Raw genomic sequence first — 24,962 nt, forward strand, 5'->3', positions numbered from 1 at the left:
GGGAATATGCATGGTTTCACCATATCTGCATTCTTTTGCTTTATTTTTCTCTTTGCTCAATCCTTTTTTAATGAGCATTTATATGATTGGCCTCATCCGCCATTCAGAAACCAAGGTATTTAACAAAGCCTTAATTCAGGGGAGCTTGATTGCTTATATCGTCTTTATGCTGTTTGCATGGGGCGGTGAAGCAATCTTTAGTAAATACCTGAATGTACGCTTTGAAGCTTTCCAGATTTTTGGTGGTCTTATCTTTTTGGTGATTGGTTACCGCTATGTGTTTCAGGGTGCAGATACCATTGGTGAAATGCGCGGCGCACCTGAACATTTAGCCGGCACTATCGCCATGCCTTTTATGATTGGGCCGGGTACTATTAGTGCAGCTGTGGTGACAGGTATTGAAATGTCGATTGGTGCTGCGGCACTTGTGATCGGGTTTACCATGTTTTTAACATGCAGTATTTTGATCTTGATGAAATTTTCACATGATCATTTGCGGTACAAACATGCAAAATACATCGATCGTTATTTCGATATTGTCGGGCGTTTATCTGCTTTATTAATCGGTACGATTGCTGTTGATATGATTATTAATGGCGTTACCGGACTGATCCATAAAGTATAAGGAACCTCATATAAAACGATGCTGTGTCATTTAAAATGGAACAAAATGGCATAGCATCTTTTGATTATTTTTGACCGCTCACTAACTGTTTATTTAAGAAAAACTAAAAAATTATTAAAAATAATAGCTTAAAAAATATTCGTTCAAAAAAAGAATTAACAATATTAAAAAATACGATGCTATGTTGTGGATTTAAGCATGTTTTTTTTGTGAATTATCAACCATAATGTTTTCTGAGCTTGTTTGAGACAGAGTTGAGTCATGCCTACATTAGATGAAATGACAACCGTAACTGACGATCAGTCAGAATTAACCATGTCAGTTTTAATGACACCGGACATGGCAAATTTTTCAGGTAATGTTCATGGTGGAACAATTCTAAAGTTACTAGACCAAGTGGCCTATGCTTGTGCAAGTCGTTATTCAGGCAGCTATGTCGTAACGTTGTCTGTAGACAAAGTAAATTTTAAAGAACCTATTTATGTAGGCGAACTCGTTACATTTTTAGCGAGTGTGAACCATGTGGGACGTACTTCAATGGAAGTGGGTATCCGTGTGGAAGCTCAAAATATTCAAAAGCGTACCGTTCGTCATACCAATAGCTGTTATTTCACGATGGTTGCGGTTGATGAGCATGGTAAACCACGCGAAGTGCCTAAATTAAATTTAGATACCGAGTGGAAACGTTGCCGATTTGAAGCGGCTGAACATCGTAAGGTGTTGCGCCTACAAGAGAATCATAACCCTTCTTGCAGCATGTATAAGAAAACTTCTTAAAAAAAAGATCGAACCGCAGCATGGTTCGATCTTTTTTCTTCACCGAAATTTAACGTCCTGTTTCGTTTCAGTAAAATTATCTCTGAGCTTGGAGGAGAGTGCAGCAGAGATAATTAACGAGTTGCAGGAGCAGCTTCAGAAGCAGAACCTACAGCGTCAGAAGCAGCATTTGCAGTGTTTGCTTGCTCTTGAGTTGAAACAACAACTTTTTCTTCACCAGCAGTGTTATGTGCTTGGTCGTGCTTAGAAGCAGCGAAAGTTGAAGCAGCAGTTAAAGCTAGTGTAGTAGCGAGTAAAGTTTTAGCTAATTTCATTTTATGGCATCCTTAAATTCATTAAAAAATAAATCAAACCTAATCGTTCTGACCTACATCGAACATATAGGGCTGAATGATTAAGCTAGGACACATGCTAAGCCGAGCTTGGGATTACATCAATTAACTTAACAATCTATTACGCCTATCTTAACAATATGAAATATAACGTCCGTTTATGTGCGTCTACTGTAAAATTAAAGCGCTACTTGAGCGCTAAAAATGTGAAAGAATATTTCGTATTGAGTAAAAAAAAAGCAAGTTAGTTACGTAAACAAAACACTCTGGCATGAATTGTGAATGTCCTTAAATAGGATATTTCGTTTAATTATTATTTTTCTAAAGTTAATTTAGATAATTAATGAGATGTATGTCACATATTTGGTGCTTTAGCCTGATAATTGAAAAGTATATCTTCAAAGTGAAAAATTATTTTCATGCTACTTAAACAGTGATATACCTTTCTTAGTTTTTAAACCTTGTTGATTTGAGCCGCTTGTGAAACTGATTGCCCAAAAAACTGTTCCTACCCATATTATTTCAGGGTTTTTAGGAGCAGGGAAAACGACATTATTGCAACATTTATTAAGTCAGAAACCGAAAGATGAAGTGTGGGCTGTCTTAATGAATGAATTTGGGCAAATCGGAGTCGATCAACAACTCCTACCTCAAGATCAAGGTTATGCAGTCAAAGAACTATTGGGCGGCTGTTTATGTTGTAGTAGCCAACTTCCTATGCATATTGCTTTGGCTCGCTTGTTAAGTGAACAAAAGCCAGACCGACTCTTTATTGAACCTACAGGACTTGGACATCCTTCGCAATTATTTGATCAGTTAACGGAACCACATTGGCAAAACAGCTTAGCTATGCGTGCACTAGTGACTGTGGTTGATGGTAGTCGTTTGCATGACACCAATTGGGTCAAGCAAAACCTATATGAAGACCAATTAAAAGCTGCACAGATTGTGGTGGTCTCTCATGCCGATACCATGACTTTTGAAGATGAACAGGCACTTGTTGAGCTTAAAGAAGAGTACCAACCTTATCAACAACAATGGCTAAAGACTGAACATGGTCAACTTGAACTGGCGCAAATTGATGTGCCTGCGCGTTTAACTGCACGCTCTATACAGCCTTTACTCAAGCTGCAAAAGCAAATGGCTGAAGCCGAAGTTGCAAAAGAAATTCACCAACTGCCTTATCATTATGTCGAGTCGGCGCAGGGTTATATGGTCGCGGGTTGGAAATTTCCTAAGCGTTGGAAATTTGAGTTTTATGCTTTGCTCGATGTGTTGTGTGCACAGCAAGACTGGCTACGTATTAAGGGAATTTTTAATACAGATCAGGGATGGAAGACCTTTAACTTTAATCCTGAGCAGTTTAACTATAAGTCTGGTGAAGAGGGCATTGATGACCGCATTGAAATGATTAGCCAACATGAACATGACTGGCTGGCATTTGAAACTGAACTATTAGCTTGCAGAATTGAACAATAGAGAACATTGAAATACTTCAATATTCTCTATGAGAGATTTAATTTTTTATATTAAGTACTTGTTTCGCTTGTGCATGATCGATGTCTTTTTCCCAATGGGCAATGACTACGGTTGCGACACAGTTACCAATTAAGTTGGTGCAGGCACGGATAATTCCGATAAACCAGTCTACAGATAGTAAAAGTACCAAACCAATTGCAGGTAAACTTGGAATTACGGAAAGTGTTGCAGCAAGAATCACTAAGGCTGACCCCGGAATGCCGTGTGCGCCTTTCGATGTAATAAGCGAAACCAATAAAATAGCCAGTAAGTCGTGCATGGAGAGATTGATATTGCAGGCCTGTGCAATAAAGATCACGCCTAATGTTAAATAAATTGAAAAGCCGTCTAAATTAAAAGAATAACCAGTAGGAATAACCAGACCGACTGTTGAATCTTTAATTCCCAAGTTTTTAAGCTTTTTCATGATTTGGGGTAAAACAGAATCAGAAGAGGCTGTCCCTAAAACAATAGCGAGTTCATCTTTAAAATAGCCGACAAATTTAAAGATATTCAGTCCGGTGAGTTTTAAAATTGAACCCAAAATAATGACAACAAATAAAATGCAAGTCGCATAAAAGAGTAAAACTAAATAACCGAGTTGCAGGAGTGAATCTAAACCAAATTTTGCAGTGGTATAAGCAACTGAACCAAATACACCAATTGGTGCCAAGCGAATAATGAGTCCCATAATTTTAAAGAAGACTTCCGAAAAAGCTTCAAGCGCTTGACGGACCAACTCTGCTAAATGTTTAGGAATTAACAGTAGTGAAACGCCAAATAAAATAGCGATGAGTAAAACTTGTAAAATATCGCCGTTGGCAAAAGCGGCAGTAAATGTTTTCGGAATAATATTGAGTAAAAACTCCGAACCTGTATGCATGTCATGAGCACGTTCGGTATAGGTACTTAAATCTTTAGCATCTAAATGAGTAATATCGATATTCATACCGACGCCCGGTTTAAAGACATAAGCAACAATAATTCCCAAAATTAAAGCAATACTCGTGACCACTTCAAAATAAAGAATCGTTTTTGCACCGACTTTGCCCATTTTTTTAATATCGTTTGCACCATAGATTCCCAGTACCACTACACAGAATACAATCGGGGCAATCAACATTTTAATGAGAGAAATAAAACCATCACCAAGAGGTTTTAAAGCTAGGGAGAAATCATGAAAAGCAAGACCTACTGCAATACCGAGGAAGAGAGCGCAGAGGACTTGTAGGAATAAACTACGTTTAAGTTTTTGCCACATAAGTCATCAAATCAAGAGAGGAATACAACCCCTTTCAAGCAAAAAGCCCGCCAACTTTGAAAGTGGTTAGATGTTTTGAAATAAGATGCAAATGGAGAGGATAAGAAGTTTTACATTACTGAGTTTTTTCTATAATTTTTTAATTAAAATCGAGTATTCTTAGCGCCAAATTTTTGGACATATTAACTATGGCGCTTAAAGCAACAATTTATAAAGCAGATCTGAATATTGCCAATATGGATGACCATATTTATGGCGATTATCAACTGACGCTTGCCTTACATCCTTCTGAAACTTTAGAACGATTAATGGTTCGTGTCATGGCTTTTGCACGTTTCGCAAGTGATAGCCTTGAGTTTACCAAAGACCTTTTTGAAACCGATGAGCCTGCACTTTGGCAAAAAGACTTAACAGGACAGTTAGAAACCTGGATTGAAGTTGGTTTACCGTCTGAAGATAAAGTGAAAAAAGCCAGTGCCCGTTGTAAAACTGTGGCAATTGTCGCTTATGGTTCACAAGTTGAAGATTGGTGGAAGAGAAACAGTAAAATTAAAACATTGAGTAATGTTCAAGTTTGGCAGCTAGCACCTGAAAGTACAGCAGAGTTAGAGCAGCTTTGTGAACGTACCATGCAGCTTCAGTTAAATGTTATGGACAATGAATGGACTTTGTTAAGTGACAAGGGCCAAGCGAATGTTGTGTGGACCCAATTACAGTAAAACTGAAAAGCGCAACAAATTTTACAAATTCACTTGTTAGACTAAAGATCAAGTCTGAGCTGTGAAATTAAACGAACGGGAATATTATGATCACTGAATTAGAAATTATCGATTTAAAAGTAGGCGAAGGTAAAGAAGCGGTTAAAGGTGCCTTAATTACGACTCACTATACAGGTTGGTTAGAAGACGGCACTAAATTCGACTCTTCCCTTGACCGCGGAAATTATTTCGAGTGTGTTATTGGTACAGGCCGTGTGATTAAAGGTTGGGACCAAGGCATTATGGGAATGAGAGTTGGCGGAAAACGTAAACTTATGGTTCCTGCTCATTTGGCTTATGGCGAACGCAAAATGGGTAAAATTATTCCGGCAAACTCAAATTTGATTTTTGAAATTGAATTATTTGATGTAAAAACTCGCGATGATTGAAATCAAACCGTTTAGAGCTCGACTTTATCTATAAGCTTTAAATATAAATATATTCGATATTTATATTTTAGCTTTTTAAATATTTAAGATTATTTTCAGTTTATTTAATTATAAAGGTGAACTGAAAAACTGTTCTGTTAGGGCAGTTTGAACTTAAGGACTAAATAAATAAGAATTTTAGTTCTTAAGTTTAAATTTCACATAAATAATCTATATTGCTATTGAGACGCTATTTCATGATTACCCGCTTTGCATCTCCTTTGTTGAACCTCACGCTTGGCTTGGCTCTAGCAGGCTTGTCAGGTATGGCATTAGCTAACCCACCTAAAATAGATGCTTCAACACTTACGGTCATTGGGTATCATGAAATTACCGATACTAAAAATGCCTTAATTCCTCAATATGCGGTCACCACTCAACAATTTACTGAGCATGTCGATTGGCTGCAAAAAAATGGCTTCCATTTTATTACCGTAGACCAGTTAATCCGTGCTCATCAGGGCAAGGCAGCACTTCCAACCAAGCCAGTTTTATTAACTGTAGATGATGGTTATCAGTCTTTCTACCAAAATGCATATCCTGTTATTAAGGCTAAAAAAATCCCAGTGGTACTTGCGGTAGTGGGTTCATGGTTAGAGCCAAAAGCAGGGCAGAAAGTCGATTTTTCGGGTGAAGAAATTCCACGTGATAAAATCTTAAGCTGGGGTGAGCTCAAAGAAATGCAAGATAGCGGGTTTGTTGAAATCGCAAGCCATAGCTATCATTTACACCGAGGTATTACAGGCAACCCGCAAGGGAACTCTGAGCCAGCGGCAACGACACGTTTTTATGATGTAAAAACTAAAACTTATGAAAATGACAGCCAATATCAGGCTCGTATTTATAATGATTTAAAAAAGAATAATCAGCTACTTAAAGAGCATGGTATACGTTCACCACGTATTATGGTGTGGCCATATGGTCGCTATAATATGCAAACGGTCCAAATTGCTAAAAAGCTTGGTATGCCAATTACCATCACGCTTGATGATGGCGCAGACCATGCGAAACAATCTCTACAAAATATGAGCCGTATTTTGGTAGAGGGCGGAATGAGTACTAATGATTTGGCTCAAGAGATCAAGAACCGTGAATTAAACTTAACGGATAACAACCGTCCGCAAAAAATTATGCATATTGATCTCGACTATATTTATGATCCGGATCCGCAACAACAAGAACGAAATTTAGGTCACTTGTTAGATCGAATTAATGCGATGGGTGTAAATACAGTTTATTTGCAGGCATTTTCAGATCCGGATGCGAATGGTTCTGCCGATATGGTATATTTCCCGAACCGTCATATCCCAATGCGTGCGGACTTGTTTAACCGTGTAGCATGGCAAATTCAAACCCGTACGCCTGTAAGCCGTATTTATGCTTGGATGCCTTTATTGGCTTGGGAATTACCAAAAACTGATCCGGTATCAAAAGATTTAGTCGTGACAGAGCAGGCAAAAGCTGGTGAACACTTAAATATGGGGTATATCCGTTTAAGTCCGTTCTCACCAGAGGCACGCCAAACTATTCGTGAGATTTATCAAGATTTGGCTAAGTCAGCATCTTTCAATGGAATTTTATTCCATGACGATGTCACATTATCGGATTATGAAGATGCAAGTCCAGATGCATTAAAAGCTTATGCGAAACAAGGCTTACCAACAAATTTAGCAAAAATCCGTGAAAACGATCAAGATTTGCAAAAATGGACTGCATATAAGACAAAATATCTAGATGATTTTGCAATGCAACTTGTTGAAGACGTGCGACAATATGAACCGTTCTTGCTTACAGCTCGTAACTTATACGCGCAAGTTGCCTTAAAACCATATGCGGAAAACTGGTATTCACAATCGCTTGAAGAGTCATTAAGACGTTATGATTTTACGGCTATTATGGCAATGCCTTATATGGAGCAGGTCGATAACGCCGATCAATTTTATAAAGACATGATTGATCGCGTGAAAAAATATCCAAATGGCATTAAGAAAACAGTTTTTGAGCTACAAGCAACAAACTGGCGCAACAACGAAAAGGTACCATCAACTGAAATGGCAGCAACAATTCACTCACTCTATCAGCAAGGTGCAATGCACGTTGCATACTATCCAGATGACCCAATCAAAGATCATCCAGATGTGAACGTGATGCATAAAGCATTTGCTGAAAAATCATCTCGTCTTGTGCCATAGGCGAGGCTGAAACATGACAATCTTTGCTGCTATATGGTCGCATGCCTTAAAATTCGTTTTCTATTATCCATTATTTATGTCGTATTTATGGATGATTGGCGCGATCATTTTCTATTGGAAGGAACGTAAAGCTCCGCCTTATGATCAGCCAGCTCCATTAGAAAGCTATCCTAAAGTTGCTGTGCTTATTCCTTGTTTTAATGAAGGGGATAATGCAGAGGAAACGATTACTCATGCTTTAAAATTGGATTATCCTCATTTTGAAGTCATTGCGATTAATGATGGCAGTTCGGATAATACAGGTGAAGTGCTGGATCGGTTAGCTGAACAACATGAAAAACTCCGTGTTGTTCATCTTGCACAAAACCAAGGTAAAGCGATGGGGTTACAAGCTGGAAGCTTAATGACCGATGCCGAGTTTTTAATTGGTATTGATGGTGATGCTTTACTTGACCCGCATGCAGCAAAGTGGATGGTTCGTCATTTTCTTCAAAATCCGACTGTTGCAGCCGTGACGGGTAACCCGCGTATCCGTACCCGTTCAACTTTATTAGGTCGTATTCAGGTTGGTGAGTTTTCTTCAATTGTCGGCATGATTAAACGTGCTCAGCGTACCTTTGGCCGTTTATTTACCGTATCGGGTGTAATTACCGCTTTTCGTAAGAGCGCTGTTCACCAAGTGGACTATTGGTCACCCAATATGTTGACTGAAGACATCGATATTACTTGGAAATTGCAACGTGCCGGCTGGGACATTCGTTTTGAACCGAATGCCTTGGTTTGGATTTTAATGCCTGAAACTTTAAACGGATTGTGGAAACAACGTTTACGTTGGGCAATGGGTGGAGCACAGGTATTAATTAAAAATATTGATGTGTTCACCAAACCAAAATTGAATTTTTTATGGCCTTTAATGTTTGAGCTTTGCTTAACTTTAGTCTGGTCATATTTAATGCTGGCGATGGCTTTATTGTGGTTGGTACATTTTATTTTACCAGTCCCTGCATTAGCCGTTGTGAGCTCTCCATTTTTACCGTATGGTAGCGGTATTTTATTGGGGGCAACCTGTCTCATTCAGTTTGCTTTAAGCAAATGGATGGATAGTCGTTATGAACCGCATCTAGGAAAAAACTATTTCTGGATGATCTGGTATCCATTGGTCTTTTGGCTAATCACCATCTCGGCAACTATTGTGGCATTTCCAAAAGTCTTACGACGTGGAGATGAGAAACGTGCGCGTTGGGTGAGCCCGGATCGGGGCATTCGTGGATGAAATGCAAGAGTCATGAGATTTTAAAGATCGTGCTGTATTGATGTCTGGGGAAAAACCACAGCACTTCGTTAGGTAAAGAGAAATGAAGACAAATTCGTTGATTATTGATTTACGCCGTCAATTGCCATGGCATAAACGCTATGCTTCTACAACAAGCACAGCCATGATGTGGGCGGCTTGGTTGTTGTTGTGGCGTCCATTCGTGTTTATCTGGGTATTGGCAGAGCTGCAAAAAACTCATTTAGTACATCGTTTATTCAGTGCATTCGGTGTAGGTATTGAACATGGTATTACAGCGCTGATTGCTTGTGCAGTCGGGTTGCTACTCTGGAGTCATGTATTGCCTGAACGCCGTGTAGAAGGTAGTGAGCTTAACATGAAACAGACAGATGACTATGCGCGCTATTTTGATTTGCCTGTGCAAGAAATTGAGCAGGGCCGTAGCCAAAAAATTACGGTCGTTCACCATAATGAATTTGGTAAAATCATTAGAGTTGAATAAAGTACATTTATAAAAGAAAGCCCACATCATGTGGGCTTTCTTTTACGCTAATTTCGGTATATCCATAAGTTTTAAACTGTAGAGCGCAGTGCTTGAGTAGGACTTATTTACCTTTAAAAACAGGAGGTCTTTTTTGCAGCATGGCGAAAACACCTTCTTGAACATCTTCTGTTGTGAGTAAAGGTTGAAGATGGTTTTGCAGTTGGTTAAAAGCCACTTTGTAACCTTCATTGACTGCCTCACGAGCAGAGGCGAGGGTCGCTTTTACAGCAAGTGGTGCAGCTTGCGCGATATGTTCAGCAACTTCTATGGCACGTTTAAGCTCTGTACCTTCTGGGGATATTTCTGTAATGAGGTTCATATCAAAAGCTGCTTTGGCATCAAAAGAGTCACCAGTGAGCAAATAGCGCATGGCTTTGGCCCAACCTGCGGCTTGAATAAAACGTGCAGTTGCTCCGCCAAAAGGTAAGATGCCACGTTGAACTTCCATTTGAGCAAATTGGGTATTTTCACTCGCAATCGCAATATCTGCGTTGAGAAATAATTCTATACCAGCGGTATAACAATAACCTTGTACTGCCACAATCAAGGGTTTACTAAGCTTGCGGCCTACAGTGCCCCAAGGGTTAATTTCGTTTTCACTAAAATCAAACACACCCGTAGCGAGTTTAGGCTGTAACTCCACTAGGTCTAAACCTGCTGTAAAATGGTCACCGTGAGCAAAAACAATCGCACAGCGCAGGGCGTCATTATTTTCATATTCAGTGAGCGCTAGTGATAAGTCTTTAATCATGTGGCTATCAAAGGCATTACGTTTTGCTGCCCGATCTAAGCCAATTAAAAAAATATGCCCGCGAGTTTCACGGCTGACTTTTCCTTCTTGATTTGACATATTTTCACGCTCTTTATTTGTCTTTCATTATCTTTTAAACAATCATTTAAAAACTAGCAAATAGAAATTGTTAGCAACTCGATCAGTATTTCTTTTATTTATCTATTGAAATAAATCAATTTCATGCGAAAAGGATAAATCCTTAGAAATGTTATTTTCCATGATTTATTTAAATTAGCAGTTTGCTTCGCTTTATATTTTTCTCATAATACGCTGTCAAATTGATCTCAATAAGCAGCTTCTCTTATGTCTCCTCTAGAAATTTTCGCGGTCTTAATTAGCCTCATTGGAGTTGGATTAACGGTAATCCGTAATATGTGGTGCTGGCTGTTTAATTTCTTTGCTTTTGTCCTATATGCCTATTTGTTTTACGAATTTAAGCTTTATGGCGAAACGATTTTGCAGTTCTTTTTTATAGTCGTAAATTTTTATGGCTTTTACTATTGGCTCAAAGGAAAGCAGCAAGATCATGACATTCGAATTGAGCCTATTGCAGTTCAAACAGCTATCATTCAAATGATTATTGCCGCGGTAGGTGGCTTAGTCTTTGGTTTGGTGCTTAAAAACTTTACCGATGCAGCGGTGCCAATGCTTGACTCACAGCTTGCAGCATTTAGTTTGCTTGCAACTTACTGGACCAGCCGAAAACATATTGCGACATGGATTCTTTGGGTATTTGTCGATATTGTTTATGTCGGCATGTTTATCTATAAAGATCTGTTTTTAACTTCAGCCTTATACGCAGCCTTTGTATTAATGGCAGCTTATGGTTGGTATCAATGGGAAAAGGTTAAAAGAAAGCAGAACTTAGGTGCTGAGCAGCTTTAATTGGGAGAATAAGCATGTTGTTGAGTTTAGATGCTTATAAACAACAACAGTTTGATCAAATTGCTGCAAAAATTATGGCTGAGCCTGCAAAATATATAGATTTTAATTCAGTATCGGATTTTTATAATGCTGCTTGGCTCAAGGACTTTCCACAAGGGACCCAAGTCTCTGCGACAGGTTTAGATGATGGGGCTGAAGAGTTTTATGCCGTAGTACAGTTTAAACAGCAGTACTTAAAGTTTGATATTAAAGAAAATCATTCAACACTGAGTTTTCAGGATATGAATGGTGAAATTTTTAAGTGTAATTTTAATTGATGAAATCAAAGCACAAAAAAAGCGACTTAACGTCGCTTTTTTTAATAGATAAATTTTGAAATTTTATCTGCCGTTGCGATGACCAGAGCTGCGATATCTTCTTTAAAGGTCTTCTCATCATAAGTAGTAATTGGGCAACTCACTGAAAGGACAGCCACCATTTTTCCATTTGATTGTTTGAAAATAGGAGCAGCACAAGCAGCCATGTCATGGTTGTAATGTCCCCAGCTCACCATCGACTTTTGAGTTTTTACATAATTTAATTTTTGCAATAACGCTTTTAAACTGGTTGGGGTAAGTTCTGAGTAACTATCCCAGTCATTAAAATTGCGATAGCGTTGTCGTACTTCTGCCTCTGGTAAATCTGACAATAACATTTGACCAATAACTGTAGCATGGGCAGGCCAGCGAGTACCTAAACTAATATTGCTGGTAAACGTACCCATAGATTGAACGTTATTTACAAAAACAATGTGTGTACCTTCTAAAACGGTCAGATGTACTGCAAGTTTGGTCTGGTCACGTAGTTCTTTCATTAAAGGCGTTGATAAATCAAGTAATGAAAGCTTTGATAAACTGTTAAAACCAAGCTCCATAACTTTTGAATCAAGCGCATATGTTTTTTGTGAAGCCTTTCTTAAGTAACCGCAAGCTTCAAGTGTATAGATAAGCCGAAATGCACTAGAACGGTTCACTTCCAAAATTTCGGCAATTTCTGTAATCGTCATTTCTTGTGCTTGTTGATTAAATGCTTGCAAGATGGCTAAACCACGCACAAGCCCTGGTACTAAATACCGATCATCATTTTTTGTTGTTTCTGATTCTTGCGAATCTTCTTCAATCTCTAGGCTCATTCGTGTCGTTTTCCTATAAATAAAACAGGGTTCGAATTGGGGCATTATGCTTTATTTTAGAACTATTGTAATTATAAAGATTACATAAAACAATTTTTATATTTAAAACATTGTTTCCAACTTGAAACGTAACAAATTATTTAAAAATTATTAATCAATTGATTTTAATATTTATTTTTACTTTGACAAAAATTAATCAAGAGGATTATGCTTAGCTTGTGTTTTGAAAATCAAATTATGTTTTGTATATAAAACAAAATGAGGACGCAAGGTATGAGTTGGATCTCAGTTTGTCAGCAGGGTGACGTTAGCGAAGATGAGCCGAAAGCCGTCGAAGTTGAAGGGAAAAAAATTGGTGTTTTTTTTGTCGATGAAAATTACTTCGCTATCGAAAATGTTTGCCCTCATGCGTATGCCTTATTAACGGAAGGATTTATCGAAGATCAGACTGTTGAATGTCCATTGCACGAAGCAATTTATGACATTCAGACAGGTGAGCTAAAAAGTGGACCCGGGTGTAGAAACCTATGTACGTATCCAGTTCGTGTTGAAGGACAGGATATTCAAATTCAACTCTAGTCCTCACATGTACAAGGAAGCAGAACAATGAAGACATTTAATGAAAAGTTGGCAAGCTGGATTCATGCAACGCCGGCAACCGAAGCAGGTATCAACAATATTCAAGTTCCAGGTCAATCTGAATTGTTGGTTTGGCAAACACGTTATAAAGAACCGACTCTCTACGAACAAGACTTTGTAAAGAACTTGATTCAGGCATTTTCTGCGGGCGCAACAGAATTAGATGAGGTTGTTTCTGCACTTAATCAACAGGGTTTCCGCTCTGAATCTGGTGATGAATGGACTTCTGAGAGCTTTACAGAAGAAATGCAACGTTTAGGTTATTGATTCAGGGAAGAATAAAATGAACGCAATCGTATCAACTTCACAAAGCGCTGAAGAATATTTAGAACTTGGTTTACGTGACCAATGGCATCCGGTTTTAGCAAGTTGGGAAGTCGCTGCTAATCCGGTTGGGATTACCCGTTTAGGTGAAAACATTGTGGTTTGGCGTGATGCCGAAGGTCAGGTTCATGCGCTTGAAGATCGCTGTCCACACCGCGGTGCTCGTCTTTCACTAGGCTGGAACTTGGGTGATCGAGTTGCTTGCTGGTATCACGGTGTTGAAGTTCGTGCTAATGGTGTGGTTGCTGATGTGCCAGCCGTTCATGAATGCCCAATGACTGGAACCAAGTGTTTAAAGAGCTATCCGGTCATTGAACAGCATGGTGCAATCTTCATCTGGTTTGGTATCGATGCAAATGAACAACCCGCACCGCTTGAGTTCCCAGAACAACTGGCAAGCGAAGAGTGGAGTTCATTCCTTTGCCAAGCAGACTGGAAAGTAAACCATCAATATGCCATTGATAACGTGATGGACCCAATGCACGGTACATATTTGCACTGTACTTCACACTCTATGGCAGAAGGTGAACGTACCGCAGAGATGAAACACCGCACAACTGAAAATGGTTTTGTTTTTGAAAAAGAAGGCCAAACAGGTGTGAACTTTGACTGGGTTGAATATGGTTCGACCGGTGCAAGTTGGTTACGTCTTTCAATTCCTTACCGTAAACAGTTTGGTCCGGGTGGTGAATTCTGGATTGTGGGTTACGCAACGCCAATTGATGCCAACAATACCCGTGTATTTTTCTGGCGCTGCCGTAAGGTGAGTGGTTGGCAACGTAATGTATGGCGCTTCTTATATCGCAATCATTTAGAACAATTGCATTGGGATGTATTGGAACAAGACCGCATTATTTTAGAAAACCTTGCGCCAAATGCACGTGCAAGAGAATTCTTATATCAGCACGATGTTGGACTTGCACGATTACGCCGTTTAATGAAGAAAGAAGCTGAGAAGCAATTAAAGAAAATTGCTGCACTAAATGCATCAAACCGTATCGAGATGCAGGAAGAAGCTCATGGCTAATGTAGCGTTGTTGCAAGGCAAAAAAGTTTTAGTGACTGGTGCTGCACGTGGTTTAGGTCGAGATTTTGCTCAAGCCATTGCTGAGGCAGGCGCTGAAGTTGTAATGGCAGATATTTTATCTGACCTCGTGCAACAAGAAGCACAAGCGTTACAAAAACAAGGACTCAAGGTCCATGCAGTCACTGTTGACCTTGCCAATGCAGACTCTATTGAAAACGCGGTTGCAAAAAGCATGGAAATATTACAAGGACTAGACGGACTTGTGAACTGTGCAGCGCTTGCAACCAATGTGGGTGGAAAAAATATGATTGATTACGATCCTGAACTTTGGGATCGGGTCATGAATATTAATGTGAAAGGTACATGGTTAATTACAAAAGCGTGTATTCCACATTTAAAACAATCGGCTGCTGGCAAAATTATTAATGTTGCATCAGATACAGCACTTTGGGGTGCGCCAAACCTGATGGCTTATGTGGCGAGTAAAGGTGCAATTGTTGCCATGACGCGTTCAATGGCAAGAGAGTTGGGGCAGTTCAATATCTGTGTCAACACATTGTCACCAGGCCTTACTCTGGTTGAAGCAACCGAGTATGTGCCACAGGAACGTCATGATTTATATGTCAACGGAAGAGCGATTCAACGCCAGCAACTTCCACAAGATTTAAATGGAACAGCATTGTATCTACTGTCGGATTTGTCCTCTTTTGTGACAGGTCAAAATATTCCGGTCAATGGCGGTTTTGTCTTTAACTAAGGAGTAGTCAAATGATTACAGGGATCGAGATTTTAAAGTTTGGAGTTGAAGATAGAGCCGCTTCAAACAAGTTTTTGGCAGATTTTGGTTTAAGCCAAAGTACTTCGGATATTGAAGGCGCAGATTTATACCAGACTCAAAATGGCAGCAAGATTTATCTATTTAATTGTGATGATAACCGTTTGCCGCCTGCTATTGAGCAAGGTTCAACTTTACGTGAAGTCACTTGGGGTGTTGATAGTCTTCAAGACCTTGAAGACTTGACAGCTCGTTTGGCCGATGTAGACGGTTTTAAACGTACTGAAAATACAGTTCAGTGTCTTGACCCAAATGGCATGACCATTCGTTTTGAACAAAGTTTTGTTAAGGAAGTACCTGAACTTAAAACGGAAGGCATTAACCAATACGGCAATATTCAGCGTGTTAATGCAGCAAGTCCTGTTTATGAAAAAAGTCAACCTGTTGCGATTGGACATGTGGTGTTTTTCACACCGGATTTGGCAACTACTGAAAACTTCTATATTGAAAAAGTAGGCTTCCATTTATCTGATGCTTATAAAAATCGCGGTGCATTCTTACGTTGCCGCGGTGAAGGTTATCACCACGATTTATTCTTACTTAGCGTTCCAAATAAACCTGCGGGCCTAAATCACGTTGCATTTGTTGTTCGTGATATTCATGAGGTGATTGGAGGCGGTTTACATATGAACCGTTCAGAGTGGTCTACCTTTATTGGACCGGGACGTCATCCAATTTCTTCTGCTTATTTCTGGTACGTCAACTCACCATTGGGTGGTGCATTTGAATATTACACCAACGATGATTATTTGACCGAAGAATGGCAGCCACGTGTAGAAGAACATCGTCTAGAGCTTTTCACCGAGTGGGCGATTGAAGGTGGTCTTGATGACAAAACCCGCCGTCAGGTAAAGCCTGTGTAACAGGCATTGCTTTACAAGGAAGAAAGGCTATGGAAAAGATTGTAATTGTAGGGGCGGGGCAGGCTGCAGGTTGGGCAGTTAGTACCTTACGTCAAAATGGATATGTGGGTGAAATTCATGTGGTCTCAAATGAAGATCAGGTGTTTTATGAGCGTCCGCCACTGTCTAAGCAAGTACTTTCAAAAGAAGCAAGTTATGAAAGTTTGAATCTGTTCTCTCCAGAACAGGTTCAAGAGTTCAACATTCAATGGCACAAACCGGAAATTGCAACAAAAGTCGATCGCGAGCAAAAGCAGGTTCATTTAGAAAGTGGTCAGATTTTGCCGTATGACAAATTGCTGATTGCAACTGGAAGTCGTGCACGTGTACCCGTCAATACATGGCAGTTCATTCCTAATGTTGTGACTTTACGAAATGTGCGTGACTGTGAACGTCTGGCTGAAATTTTAAAGAATGCAAAAAATGTTGCTGTGATTGGCGGTGGCTGGATTGGTTTGGAAATCGCTGCAACTGCACGTAAGCAAGGCAAAGATGTTCATATTTTTGAATATGGCGACCGCTTATGTGCAAGAAGTGTGAGTCCGGAAGTTTCTGCATTTTTAAAAAATATGCATGAGGCTCAAGGCACAAAAATTCATTTAGACAGCAAGAGCCTTCACTTAGTGGAAGCACCAGATCAAAAAGTTGAAGTGGTGAACCATCCTCAACATAGCCAGTTATTTGATTGTGTTGTAGTGGGTGCAGGTGCCGAAATTGCGAAAGAGTTAGGCGTGCATGCTGGGCTCGATGTGAAAGATGGCATTGTAGTGAATTGTTTTGGGCAAACCTCAGATCAAGACATTTATGCCGCAGGTGATGTCGCGATTCATCCGGGTTTGGGCTATTGCATTCAGTCTTGGGCAAATGCACAAAATCAGGCGATTGCAGCTGCGAAATCAATGCTCGGAATTGAAACTGAATATACCGATATTCCTTGGCTTTGGTCTGATCAATATCACTTTAATATCCAGATTTTAGGAACATATCAACCTGAAAAAACCAAAGAAGTGGTGATTCGCCAAGGTGGTGAAGATCAGGTGAGCTATTTATATCTGGACCATGAAAATCGCTTGCTGAATATGATTGCCATTAATGACTCGAAGTTAATCAAGCTGGCAAAGCGTTGGATGCAAGCCAACACCGTTTTAGATCCAAAATTATTAGCAGATGCTGAATTTAATGTCATGAAGTTAAAACCGTAAACATTAAATCTGGTTCTCATTACCAAATCGAAGGAATGACACATGAGTAATGAAGAAAAAAGTGGATTAAAGCATTGGGTACCTGCTTTTGTCCTTATGGTGTGTGTAGTACTGGCATTTTTCGACAAGATCAGTATTGCGGTTTTATTTTCAGACCCACATTTTCAAAGCTCGATGGGAATTGCTGAAGATAAAGCCAAGCTCGGATGGCTCATGACAAGTTTTTTACTTGCTTATGGTTTTTCATCAGTCTTCCTAAGCTTTTTAGGCGACATTTTTAACCCAAAGAAAATGCTGTTCTGGAGTGTGACCTCTTGGGGCTTACTCATGCTTTGCATGGGCTTCACCACCAGTTATTCAGGTATGTTGATTTTACGGGTTCTACTCGGTTTGGCAGAAGGTCCGCTATTTGCTTTGGCATACACCATTGTTAAGCAGACTTATACAGACCGTCAGCAGGCACGTGCCTCAACCATGTTCTTACTGGGTACACCGATTGGTGCATTCCTTGGGTTCCCAATTACGGCAGCCGTTCTGGCACACCACGACTGGCACACCACTTTTTTTGTGATGGCTGCACTAACACTCATTGCAATTTTAAGCATTGTTTTTGGTCTGCGTAACTTGCAACTCAAGAAAACTGTTGAGCTTGAAGGTGAAAGTAAACGTACTAACTTCAAAGGCCATATCGCCAATACCAAAGTACTTGTGAGCAATAGCGCGTTCTGGTTGGTGTGCTTATTCAATATTGCCTTAATGACTTATTTGTGGGGCCTAAACAGTTGGGTTCCTTCTTATCTCATGCAAGACAAAGGATTCAACCTCAAAGAGTTTGGGGTGTATTCAAGCTTTCCATTCATTGCCATGTTAATTGGCGAAGTGGTTGGTGCGTTTTTATCTGACAAATTAGGCCGCCGCGCAATTCAAGTATTCAGCGGTTTATTACTCGCGGGCATCTTCATGTATGTGATGGTCATTATGACTGAGCCATTATTGATTATTGCTGCCATGTCTTTAAGTGCTATGGCGTGGGGCTTTGGAGTGGCTGCGGTATTTGCTTTGCTTGCCCGAGTAACCACCTCAAATGTAGGTGCAACTGCGGGTGGAATATTTAATGGTTTAGGCAATTTTGCAAGTGCAATTGCACCTGTACTGATCGGTTACATCGTGATGCAAACACATAGTTTTAATTTGGGAATTACCTTCTTGGCTGCAGTCGCTGTCATTGGGTCGCTGTTCTTAGTTCCTCTTTTAAAACGTTATTAATTCACTGTATAGGAGTTTAAAAAATGACTACACAACAATTCGAATCGTGGAAACAGCCGGAAGGCGCTTCTTTAGAAGATTGGTTAAACACACGTATTGCTCGCTTTGAGACTCGTAAATATGACTTTGAGGCTTTGAAGTTCCAAGCCGATTACGACCCGAAATATCGTCGTGCTCAAATGCGCTATATGGGAACGGGTGCAACTGGTGTTGCAAATGACAGCAACACTGTACCTGCAGAGAACTTTACGTTTTCGACTATGGTGCTACCACCACAGTGTGAAGGTCCTTTGCATATTCACCACGACGTTGAAGAAGTTTTCTTTATGCTCCGCGGCGAAATTGATTTGTTTATTGAGCACAACGGAGAGAAATTCCAGACCCGTTTAAAAGAGCGTGACCTGATTTCAATTCCACCGGGAATCTACCGTGGTTTGTTTAACCCAGGTCAAGAAGACGCCTTGATGTGCGTGATGTTGGGAACAGGTAAACCAACAATTCCTAACTATCCACCAGAGCATCCATTGTCTCAAATCAAACGTTAATTGTTTGATGAAGTGAATGAAAGGAAAGAATTAAAAATGATGACACTCATTGAAAAGTTAGCAGAATTTCCGGTGAAAATGGTCAATGTTCAAGGCCAGCAACAAGCCTATCGGGAAGCTGGTCAGGGCGAATACCTTGTGCTGTTGCATGGCATTAGTTCCGGTTCTGCTTCATGGGTAAACCAACTTGAAGTGCTGTCTCATCATTTTCATGTCATTGCCTGGGACGCACCGGGCTATGGCAAATCAGCTGAACTTTTAACGGATCAACCGAATGCGACCGACTATGCAAAGCGTTTGGCAGGGTTGTTCGATGCTTTAAAAATTGAAAAAGCAATTGTAGTGGGACACTCCTTAGGTGCCTTACAGGGCAGTGCATTTGCTGCACTTTTCCCAGAGCGAGTGAAACACTTGGTGGTCGCTAACTTGGCGCAAGGCTACCAACGCCACGATGAACAGACACAAATTCAGGTTTTTGAAAAAAGACCAAAAATGTTGAAAGAACTCGGTGCTAAAGGAATGGCCCAAAGCCGTGGACCTCATTTGATTTATAAACAAGAGCCACAAGCCTTAGCTTTAGTTTTAGAGGTGATGCAGCAGTTGACCCTACAAGGTTTCACACATGCATCGTACTTACTGGCATATGACGAAATACGTAATTATTTAACCGATTTAAAAGTCCCATGCACAGTGATTGCAGGGCAGCAAGATCAAATCACTCCTGCGTTAGGTATACAAGAGCTTGCTCAGGAATTGCAGTTGGAACAGCGCTTCGTCATAGAAGATGCAGGACATTTAAGTTATGTCGACCAACCGCAAGCATTTAACCAAATTATGTTGACGATTCAGGAACAATCGTAAGAGAGATTAAGGATTATGAGCTTCCAAGTTGAAGGAAAAGTTGCAGTTGTTACCGGTGGCTCATCTGGGATTGGGCTGGCTGCTGTTGAAATACTGGTTGCAGAGGGTGCAAAAGTTGCTTGGTGTGGTCGCGATGAAGAACGTTTAAATGCTTCTAAGCACTATATTTTAGAAAAATTTCCACATGCCAATATTTTTACCAAAGCATGTAATGTTTTGAAAAAAGAAGAAGTTCAGCAATTTGCCAAAGAGGTCAAACTCAATTTGGGCAATGTGGACATGCTTATTAACAATGCTGGACAAGGCCGTGTTTCAAATTTTGAAAATACGCAAGATGAAGACTGGATGAAAGAGATTGAGCTGAAATATTTCAGTGTTTTACATCCGGTACGGGCTTTTCTTGATGACTTAAAACAGTCGGCAAATGCCTCAATTACCAATGTGAACTCGTTACTGGCATTGCAACCGGAACCGCACATGATTGCGACTTCATCTGCACGTGCTGCACTGTTGAATTTAACCCATTCGTTGGCACATGAATTTACTCAATATGGCGTTCGTGTGAATTCGATTTTACTCGGAATGGTCGAATCTGCGCAGTGGAAACGCCGTTATGAAACCCGTTCAGATTTAAATCTGTCATGGGAAGAGTGGACCGGCAATATCGCAAAAAATCGTGGCATTCCTATGCAGCGTTTAGGCCGTCCAGAAGAGCCTGCACGTGCTTTAGTTTTCTTGGCATCACCATTGGCATCTTACACCACAGGTTCGGCAATAGATGTCTCGGGTGGTTTTAACAAACATTTATAAATATCAGGTGCTGTCATGAAAAAGTTGATGATGATTGGTTTTGGTGCAATGGCAGCAGAAGTGTATGCCCACTTGCCTCAAGATCTGCAACTCAAGTGGATTGTAGTGCCATCTCGCAGCATTGAAAAAGTGCAATCACAAGTCTCTTCTGACATTCAAGTGATTTCAGATATTGAGCAATGTGATGGTACACCAGACTATGTCATTGAGGTGGCAGGTCAAGCAGCAGTAAAAGAGCATGCTCAAAAAGTTTTAGCGAAAGGCTGGACCATTGGTCTGATTTCGGTGGGTACTTTGGCTGATAGTGAATTTTTGGTTCAGCTTAAGCAAACTGCCGAAAAAAATGATGCCCATCTGCATTTACTGGCAGGGGCTATCGCAGGTATTGACGGTATTTCTGCTGCTAAAGAAGGTGGCTTGCAAAAGGTCACTTATAAAGGCTGTAAAAGTCCAAAGAGCTGGAAGGGCAGTTATGCAGAGCAATTGGTCGATTTAGACCATGTTTCAGAACCTACGGTCTTTTTTACTGGAACTGCTCGTGAAGCTGCTATGAAATTTCCGGCCAATGCCAACGTTGCAGCAACGATTGCACTTGCAGGGCTTGGAATGGATGAAACCATGGTTGAGTTAACTGTTGATCCAACTATCAACAAGAACAAACACACCATTGTGGCGGAAGGTGGCTTTGGACAAATGACCATTGAACTGGTGGGTGTGCCGCTGCCAAGTAACCCGAAAACATCAACTTTGGCTGCGCTTAGCGTGATTCGTGCTTGTCGCAACAGTGTAGAAGCAATACAGATTTAAGAAGGATTTGATCATGGCAAAGGAAATTTATATTGCGGGTGAATGGCGATTAGGCCGTGGTGCAGTCATTCAAAGCCTGTTTCCGGCAGATCAGTCGGTAAACGCTGAGCTTTCAACAGCAACGCTTGAAGATGTAAATGAAGCAATTGAAAAAGCAGATCAAGCTTGGCGTGAACCGAGCTGGAGAAACAGCTTGCCGCATGAGCGCGCACGTATTCTCTATAAAGTTGCAGACATTATTGAAGCGCGTGTAGATGAATTATCTAAACTGCAAACCCGAGATAATGGTAAGCCTTTAACCGAAACTCGTGGTTTAGTGATGAGCGCTGCGGCGACTGCCCGTTATGTTGCGGCGGCTTGTGAAACGCTAAACGATGAGCTCACCACTCAGCGTGCTCCAGATTTTATGACCATGAGTGTGCATGAACCTGTAGGCGTTGTGGCAGCTATTACTCCTTGGAACTCTCCAATTGCGAGTGAAGTTCAAAAGCTTGCTCCAGCTTTGGCAGCAGGAAACGCCGTGGTGTTAAAACCAGCAGAAGCAACTTCACTGATTGCTTTAGAGCTTGCCAAAATTTTTGAAGAAGCAGGCTTACCAAAAGGTTTACTTAGTGTGTTGGTTGGTCGTGGTTCTGTGATTGGTGATGCCATTGCTCAACATCCATTGGTTCGTAAAATTTCTTTTACAGGTGGCACAACCACGGGTCGTCATTTGGCACATATTGCCGCAGATAAACTGATTACTACTTCGCTTGAGTTAGGTGGAAAATCACCAACCATCGTTTTACCAGATGCAGATGTCGAACTGGCTGCGAAAGGTGTCGCTTACGGTATTTTTAGCTCGGCAGGCCAAGCGTGTATTGCAGGTTCTCGCTTGTTTATTCATAGCAGTCTTTACGATCAGTTTTTAACGCGTTTGGTTGAAATTACCAAAGGTTTACGTGTGGGCCATCCGGAACAGGCAGGTGTGCATTTAGGGCCACTGGTCAATGACAAGCATTTGCAGTCAGTTGATCGCTATGTACAGCTTGCTAAAAGCGAAGGTGGTCAGGTTCTGATTGGTGGTGAGGCACTTACGACTGGTGACTATGCCAAAGGAAGCTATTACTTACCTACCATTATCACGGGCTTAAATAACAGTGCTCAAACCTGTCAGGAAGAAATTTTTGGCCCTGTTTTAGTCGTTATGAAATATGACAACGAGCAAGATTTAATTGCTCAAGCCAATGACAGTTGTTTTGGTCTTGCCGCGGGTATTTGGACTGAAAGTTATCGTAAAGCTTGGCGTATTGCACGTGCATTAGAAGTGGGAACGGTATGGATTAATACCTATAAAAAATTCTCGATTAGTGCGCCGTTTGGTGGCTTTAAAGACAGTGGGATTGGGCGCGAAAAAGGCCGTTTGGGCATTTTATCGTACATGCAACAAAAGAGTATTTATATGGGGCTGAATGAACAGCCTAACCCTTGGTGCGATTAATAAATTCAAGGACTGAAACAAATTTTGAGGAACAGACATGACTGAACGTGTAAATGTAGGCGAAGCAATCGCAAGAGTATTAGAAGCGCACCAAGTTGATAGTATTTATGGTGTTATTTCCATCCACAATTTACCTATTGCCGATGCGGTAGGGCGCCGTGAAAAAATGCGCTTTGTTGCAGCACGTGGTGAGGCGGGTGCGGTTACTATGGCAGATGCACACTCACGCTTTAAAGGCTTAGGTGTAGCGTTGACCAGTACAGGTGCTGGCGCTGGTAATGCAGTAGGTTCACTGATTGAAGCAATGAATGCGGGTAGCCCTGTATTACATTTAACGGGTCAAGTTGAACGTGAATATCTCGACCGTGATGCAAGCTTCATTCATGAAACCAAAGACCAACTTACATTCTTACGTGCATCAAGCAAAGCGGCGTTCCGTATTACCAGTCCAGACAATGCCGTTGGTGTGATTCGTGAGGCTATTCGTGTCGCAACTACAGTTCCAATGGGGCCAGTCAGTGTTGAGTTACCAATTGATGTACAAGCAGCAGAGATTGATTTGCCACTTAATCTTGGGCCAGTGAAAGCACTTGAGTTGCCACAGGCAGAGCAAGTTGAAATTGATCTTCTTGTCAGTGAAATCAAAAAAGCAAAACGTCCGATTTTCTGGATTGGTGGTGGAACTTTAAACAGTGTTGCTGAAGTGAAAGCAATTGCAGATTTAGGTATTCCGGTTGTTTCATCGACTCATGCTCGTGGGGTGTTGCCAGATGACCATCCACGTAGCTTAGGTGCTTTCCATAACTCGGCAGGTGTTGAGCAATTATTAAAAGATGCTGACCTGATGGTGGTAGTGGGTTCTCGTTTACGTAGTAATGAAACAAAAACTTATTCGGTTGAATTTCCTGAAAACATTATTCAGGTAGATGCAAACCCTGTGGCTCAGCAACGTAATTACAAAATCCGCAACTTCATTTGTGGCGATGCTAAAGATGTCTTAACACGTGTGTTAGAACAGCTTCAAGGCACTTCAAAAATCGATGCCGATTACGATGCTGCTGTTGTGGCTGCTAAACAAGCTGCAATTGATGCACTTCGTAAGCAAATCGACCAATACGCTTTAATTTGTGACCACTTACGTGCAGCTTTACCTCAAGACGGTATTTTTGTACGTGACATCACCATGTCGGGTAGTACATGGGGCAGTCGTTTATTCCCGGTACAAGCGCCAAACCAAAACATCCACTCACTTGCGGGTGCAATTGGTTTAGGTCTTGCAACAGCAATTGGTGCTTCAGTTGCTAACCCTGACAAGAAAGTAATTGGTTTAGTCGGCGATGGCGGCTTAATGCTTGGCATTGGTGAGATTGCAACCATGGTGCAAGAAAACACTAATATGGTCTTAATGATTATGAATGATGGTGGTTATGGTGTAATGCGTGGCATTCAAAATAACTACTTCGGTGGTCGTCAGTATTTCAATGAATTGCATACACCAGACTACAAACTCCTTGGCGAATCAATGGGTGTGAAAAGCTGGAAAGTCGGTAGTGCAGATGAGTTTAAAACGGTTATTCAAGAGGCTGTCGCTTTTGAAGGGCCAACTGTGATCGAGCTCGATATGAACTCGATTGGACCATTAAACTTCGCGGGTCCACCGCAAAAGAAACTGTATTAACCAGTTTGGATGGTTTAGTACATATGCGA

Annotated in this window: 27 protein-coding genes; 23 read left to right on the forward strand and 4 right to left on the reverse strand. The window is 40.8% G+C overall.

Going from position 1 to position 24,962, the window contains the following annotated elements:
- Nucleotides 1-10: 10 nt before the first annotated feature.
- The gene (locus tag EGS71_RS17975; RefSeq protein ID WP_000254582.1) at nt 11-625 is read left to right on the forward strand and encodes a MarC family protein; all 615 of its coding nucleotides are present in this window, start codon (nt 11-13) and stop codon (nt 623-625) included.
- Between the two features lie 261 nt (nt 626-886).
- Nucleotides 887-1,402: an acyl-CoA thioesterase gene (locus tag EGS71_RS17980; RefSeq protein WP_001142469.1), complete on the forward strand. Its 516-nt coding sequence runs from the start codon at nt 887-889 to the stop codon at nt 1,400-1,402.
- A 113-nt stretch (nt 1,403-1,515) separates the two neighbouring features.
- Here the strand turns inward: EGS71_RS17980 and EGS71_RS17985 are convergent, their stop codons facing one another.
- Nucleotides 1,516-1,716 carry a hypothetical protein gene (locus EGS71_RS17985; RefSeq protein WP_000761577.1) on the reverse strand — a complete coding sequence of 67 codons (201 nt, stop codon included), beginning with the start codon at nt 1,714-1,716 and terminating at the stop codon, nt 1,516-1,518.
- Nucleotides 1,717-2,214: 498 nt separating this feature from the next.
- On the opposite strand from EGS71_RS17985, the gene EGS71_RS17990 reads away from it, so the two are divergent.
- Entirely contained in the window at nt 2,215-3,213 is a 999-nt protein-coding gene (locus tag EGS71_RS17990) for a CobW family GTP-binding protein (protein ID WP_002011192.1), read from the forward strand.
- A 37-nt stretch (nt 3,214-3,250) separates the two neighbouring features.
- On the opposite strand, the gene dctA is transcribed toward EGS71_RS17990, so the two are convergent.
- Nucleotides 3,251-4,513, reverse strand: coding sequence for a C4-dicarboxylate transporter DctA (gene dctA / locus EGS71_RS17995; protein WP_000267735.1), 1,263 nt, complete (start codon nt 4,511-4,513; stop codon nt 3,251-3,253).
- 188 nt (nt 4,514-4,701) lie between these two features.
- Between dctA and EGS71_RS18000 the strand changes: the two genes are divergently transcribed.
- The 5 genes from EGS71_RS18000 to pgaD all read left to right on the forward strand — a co-directional run bounded on the left by EGS71_RS18000 (nt 4,702) and on the right by pgaD (nt 9,666).
- Nucleotides 4,702-5,232 carry a YaeQ family protein gene (locus EGS71_RS18000; RefSeq protein WP_001185269.1) on the forward strand — a complete coding sequence of 177 codons (531 nt, stop codon included), beginning with the start codon at nt 4,702-4,704 and terminating at the stop codon, nt 5,230-5,232.
- A gap of 86 nt (nt 5,233-5,318) precedes the next feature.
- Nucleotides 5,319-5,660: an FKBP-type peptidyl-prolyl cis-trans isomerase gene (locus EGS71_RS18005; RefSeq protein WP_000627260.1), complete on the forward strand. Its 342-nt coding sequence runs from the start codon at nt 5,319-5,321 to the stop codon at nt 5,658-5,660.
- A 236-nt stretch (nt 5,661-5,896) separates the two neighbouring features.
- On the forward strand, nt 5,897-7,891 hold the full coding sequence (gene pgaB / locus EGS71_RS18010; RefSeq protein WP_000632824.1) for a poly-beta-1,6-N-acetyl-D-glucosamine N-deacetylase PgaB: 1,995 nt from the start codon (nt 5,897-5,899) through the stop codon (nt 7,889-7,891).
- Between the two features lie 13 nt (nt 7,892-7,904).
- The gene (gene pgaC / locus EGS71_RS18015; RefSeq protein WP_000151613.1) at nt 7,905-9,164 is read left to right on the forward strand and encodes a poly-beta-1,6-N-acetyl-D-glucosamine synthase; all 1,260 of its coding nucleotides are present in this window, start codon (nt 7,905-7,907) and stop codon (nt 9,162-9,164) included.
- Nucleotides 9,165-9,246: 82 nt separating this feature from the next.
- Entirely contained in the window at nt 9,247-9,666 is a 420-nt protein-coding gene (pgaD, locus tag EGS71_RS18020) for a poly-beta-1,6-N-acetyl-D-glucosamine biosynthesis protein PgaD (protein ID WP_000856365.1), read from the forward strand.
- 103 nt (nt 9,667-9,769) lie between these two features.
- On the opposite strand, the gene EGS71_RS18025 is transcribed toward pgaD, so the two are convergent.
- The gene (locus EGS71_RS18025) at nt 9,770-10,558 is read right to left on the reverse strand and encodes a crotonase/enoyl-CoA hydratase family protein (RefSeq protein WP_000070457.1); all 789 of its coding nucleotides are present in this window, start codon (nt 10,556-10,558) and stop codon (nt 9,770-9,772) included.
- A gap of 246 nt (nt 10,559-10,804) precedes the next feature.
- Between EGS71_RS18025 and pnuC the strand changes: the two genes are divergently transcribed.
- Nucleotides 10,805-11,386 carry a nicotinamide riboside transporter PnuC gene (gene pnuC / locus EGS71_RS18030; RefSeq protein ID WP_000074686.1) on the forward strand — a complete coding sequence of 194 codons (582 nt, stop codon included), beginning with the start codon at nt 10,805-10,807 and terminating at the stop codon, nt 11,384-11,386.
- Between the two features lie 14 nt (nt 11,387-11,400).
- Complete coding sequence (locus EGS71_RS18035; RefSeq protein WP_000927119.1) at nt 11,401-11,703, forward strand: hypothetical protein; 303 nt, start codon at nt 11,401-11,403, stop codon at nt 11,701-11,703.
- A gap of 41 nt (nt 11,704-11,744) precedes the next feature.
- On the opposite strand, the gene EGS71_RS18040 is transcribed toward EGS71_RS18035, so the two are convergent.
- A complete protein-coding gene (locus EGS71_RS18040; RefSeq protein WP_000051057.1) occupies nt 11,745-12,557 on the reverse strand; it encodes an IclR family transcriptional regulator in 813 nt (270 codons plus the stop codon).
- A gap of 273 nt (nt 12,558-12,830) precedes the next feature.
- Between EGS71_RS18040 and EGS71_RS18045 the strand changes: the two genes are divergently transcribed.
- From EGS71_RS18045 to EGS71_RS18105, 13 genes are read left to right on the forward strand one after another with little or no spacing between them, the layout of a single operon-like run.
- Nucleotides 12,831-13,136: a non-heme iron oxygenase ferredoxin subunit gene (locus tag EGS71_RS18045; RefSeq protein ID WP_002011147.1), complete on the forward strand. Its 306-nt coding sequence runs from the start codon at nt 12,831-12,833 to the stop codon at nt 13,134-13,136.
- 27 nt (nt 13,137-13,163) lie between these two features.
- Complete coding sequence (locus tag EGS71_RS18050) at nt 13,164-13,463, forward strand: recombinase-like helix-turn-helix domain-containing protein (protein ID WP_000847097.1); 300 nt, start codon at nt 13,164-13,166, stop codon at nt 13,461-13,463.
- 16 nt (nt 13,464-13,479) lie between these two features.
- Entirely contained in the window at nt 13,480-14,547 is a 1,068-nt protein-coding gene (locus EGS71_RS18055) for an aromatic ring-hydroxylating oxygenase subunit alpha (RefSeq protein ID WP_000991789.1), read from the forward strand.
- A complete protein-coding gene (locus EGS71_RS18060; RefSeq protein ID WP_000024362.1) occupies nt 14,540-15,304 on the forward strand; it encodes an SDR family oxidoreductase in 765 nt (254 codons plus the stop codon). The genes EGS71_RS18055 and EGS71_RS18060 overlap by 8 nt, the downstream gene beginning before the upstream one ends.
- Before the next feature lie 11 nt (nt 15,305-15,315).
- Entirely contained in the window at nt 15,316-16,245 is a 930-nt protein-coding gene (locus EGS71_RS18065; protein ID WP_000627787.1) for a VOC family protein, read from the forward strand.
- 29 nt (nt 16,246-16,274) lie between these two features.
- Complete coding sequence (locus EGS71_RS18070) at nt 16,275-17,486, forward strand: NAD(P)/FAD-dependent oxidoreductase (RefSeq protein WP_000411874.1); 1,212 nt, start codon at nt 16,275-16,277, stop codon at nt 17,484-17,486.
- A 42-nt stretch (nt 17,487-17,528) separates the two neighbouring features.
- Entirely contained in the window at nt 17,529-18,752 is a 1,224-nt protein-coding gene (locus EGS71_RS18075) for an MFS transporter (protein ID WP_000064049.1), read from the forward strand.
- 23 nt (nt 18,753-18,775) lie between these two features.
- Entirely contained in the window at nt 18,776-19,297 is a 522-nt protein-coding gene (locus EGS71_RS18080) for a cupin domain-containing protein (RefSeq protein ID WP_000211626.1), read from the forward strand.
- Nucleotides 19,298-19,333: 36 nt separating this feature from the next.
- On the forward strand, nt 19,334-20,158 hold the full coding sequence (locus EGS71_RS18085; protein ID WP_000988607.1) for an alpha/beta fold hydrolase: 825 nt from the start codon (nt 19,334-19,336) through the stop codon (nt 20,156-20,158).
- 15 nt (nt 20,159-20,173) lie between these two features.
- Nucleotides 20,174-20,968: an SDR family oxidoreductase gene (locus EGS71_RS18090; protein ID WP_000009973.1), complete on the forward strand. Its 795-nt coding sequence runs from the start codon at nt 20,174-20,176 to the stop codon at nt 20,966-20,968.
- A 15-nt stretch (nt 20,969-20,983) separates the two neighbouring features.
- Nucleotides 20,984-21,775 (forward strand): aspartate dehydrogenase, encoded by a 792-nt coding sequence (locus EGS71_RS18095; RefSeq protein WP_000735778.1) that lies wholly within the window; start codon nt 20,984-20,986, stop codon nt 21,773-21,775.
- Between the two features lie 13 nt (nt 21,776-21,788).
- Nucleotides 21,789-23,255: an aldehyde dehydrogenase gene (locus tag EGS71_RS18100; protein WP_001040544.1), complete on the forward strand. Its 1,467-nt coding sequence runs from the start codon at nt 21,789-21,791 to the stop codon at nt 23,253-23,255.
- 37 nt (nt 23,256-23,292) lie between these two features.
- The gene (locus EGS71_RS18105; RefSeq protein WP_000140239.1) at nt 23,293-24,933 is read left to right on the forward strand and encodes a thiamine pyrophosphate-binding protein; all 1,641 of its coding nucleotides are present in this window, start codon (nt 23,293-23,295) and stop codon (nt 24,931-24,933) included.
- Nucleotides 24,934-24,962 lie beyond the last annotated feature (29 nt).

The sequence above is a fragment of the Acinetobacter sp. FDAARGOS_559 genome (genome assembly GCF_003940475.1).
In the GTDB taxonomy this organism is placed as follows: Bacteria; Pseudomonadota; Gammaproteobacteria; order Pseudomonadales; family Moraxellaceae; genus Acinetobacter; species Acinetobacter baumannii.

What these genes read in the sequence shown, in the direction of transcription:
- EGS71_RS17975 (WP_000254582.1), top strand. Translation starts at nt 11, where the DNA reads ATGGTTTCACCATATCTGCATTCTTTTGCTTTATTTTTCTCTTTGCTC.
- EGS71_RS17980 (WP_001142469.1), top strand. Translation starts at nt 887, where the DNA reads ATGCCTACATTAGATGAAATGACAACCGTAACTGACGATCAGTCAGAA.
- EGS71_RS17985 (WP_000761577.1), bottom strand. Translation starts at nt 1,716, where the DNA reads ATGAAATTAGCTAAAACTTTACTCGCTACTACACTAGCTTTAACTGCT.
- dctA (WP_000267735.1), bottom strand. Translation starts at nt 4,513, where the DNA reads ATGTGGCAAAAACTTAAACGTAGTTTATTCCTACAAGTCCTCTGCGCT.
- EGS71_RS18000 (WP_001185269.1), top strand. Translation starts at nt 4,702, where the DNA reads ATGGCGCTTAAAGCAACAATTTATAAAGCAGATCTGAATATTGCCAAT.
- EGS71_RS18005 (WP_000627260.1), top strand. Translation starts at nt 5,319, where the DNA reads ATGATCACTGAATTAGAAATTATCGATTTAAAAGTAGGCGAAGGTAAA.
- pgaB (WP_000632824.1), top strand. Translation starts at nt 5,897, where the DNA reads ATGATTACCCGCTTTGCATCTCCTTTGTTGAACCTCACGCTTGGCTTG.
- pgaC (WP_000151613.1), top strand. Translation starts at nt 7,905, where the DNA reads ATGACAATCTTTGCTGCTATATGGTCGCATGCCTTAAAATTCGTTTTC.
- pgaD (WP_000856365.1), top strand. Translation starts at nt 9,247, where the DNA reads ATGAAGACAAATTCGTTGATTATTGATTTACGCCGTCAATTGCCATGG.
- EGS71_RS18025 (WP_000070457.1), bottom strand. Translation starts at nt 10,558, where the DNA reads ATGTCAAATCAAGAAGGAAAAGTCAGCCGTGAAACTCGCGGGCATATT.
- pnuC (WP_000074686.1), top strand. Translation starts at nt 10,805, where the DNA reads ATGTCTCCTCTAGAAATTTTCGCGGTCTTAATTAGCCTCATTGGAGTT.
- EGS71_RS18035 (WP_000927119.1), top strand. Translation starts at nt 11,401, where the DNA reads ATGTTGTTGAGTTTAGATGCTTATAAACAACAACAGTTTGATCAAATT.
- EGS71_RS18040 (WP_000051057.1), bottom strand. Translation starts at nt 12,557, where the DNA reads ATGAGCCTAGAGATTGAAGAAGATTCGCAAGAATCAGAAACAACAAAA.
- EGS71_RS18045 (WP_002011147.1), top strand. Translation starts at nt 12,831, where the DNA reads ATGAGTTGGATCTCAGTTTGTCAGCAGGGTGACGTTAGCGAAGATGAG.
- EGS71_RS18050 (WP_000847097.1), top strand. Translation starts at nt 13,164, where the DNA reads ATGAAGACATTTAATGAAAAGTTGGCAAGCTGGATTCATGCAACGCCG.
- EGS71_RS18055 (WP_000991789.1), top strand. Translation starts at nt 13,480, where the DNA reads ATGAACGCAATCGTATCAACTTCACAAAGCGCTGAAGAATATTTAGAA.
- EGS71_RS18060 (WP_000024362.1), top strand. Translation starts at nt 14,540, where the DNA reads ATGGCTAATGTAGCGTTGTTGCAAGGCAAAAAAGTTTTAGTGACTGGT.
- EGS71_RS18065 (WP_000627787.1), top strand. Translation starts at nt 15,316, where the DNA reads ATGATTACAGGGATCGAGATTTTAAAGTTTGGAGTTGAAGATAGAGCC.
- EGS71_RS18070 (WP_000411874.1), top strand. Translation starts at nt 16,275, where the DNA reads ATGGAAAAGATTGTAATTGTAGGGGCGGGGCAGGCTGCAGGTTGGGCA.
- EGS71_RS18075 (WP_000064049.1), top strand. Translation starts at nt 17,529, where the DNA reads ATGAGTAATGAAGAAAAAAGTGGATTAAAGCATTGGGTACCTGCTTTT.
- EGS71_RS18080 (WP_000211626.1), top strand. Translation starts at nt 18,776, where the DNA reads ATGACTACACAACAATTCGAATCGTGGAAACAGCCGGAAGGCGCTTCT.
- EGS71_RS18085 (WP_000988607.1), top strand. Translation starts at nt 19,334, where the DNA reads ATGATGACACTCATTGAAAAGTTAGCAGAATTTCCGGTGAAAATGGTC.
- EGS71_RS18090 (WP_000009973.1), top strand. Translation starts at nt 20,174, where the DNA reads ATGAGCTTCCAAGTTGAAGGAAAAGTTGCAGTTGTTACCGGTGGCTCA.
- EGS71_RS18095 (WP_000735778.1), top strand. Translation starts at nt 20,984, where the DNA reads ATGAAAAAGTTGATGATGATTGGTTTTGGTGCAATGGCAGCAGAAGTG.
- EGS71_RS18100 (WP_001040544.1), top strand. Translation starts at nt 21,789, where the DNA reads ATGGCAAAGGAAATTTATATTGCGGGTGAATGGCGATTAGGCCGTGGT.
- EGS71_RS18105 (WP_000140239.1), top strand. Translation starts at nt 23,293, where the DNA reads ATGACTGAACGTGTAAATGTAGGCGAAGCAATCGCAAGAGTATTAGAA.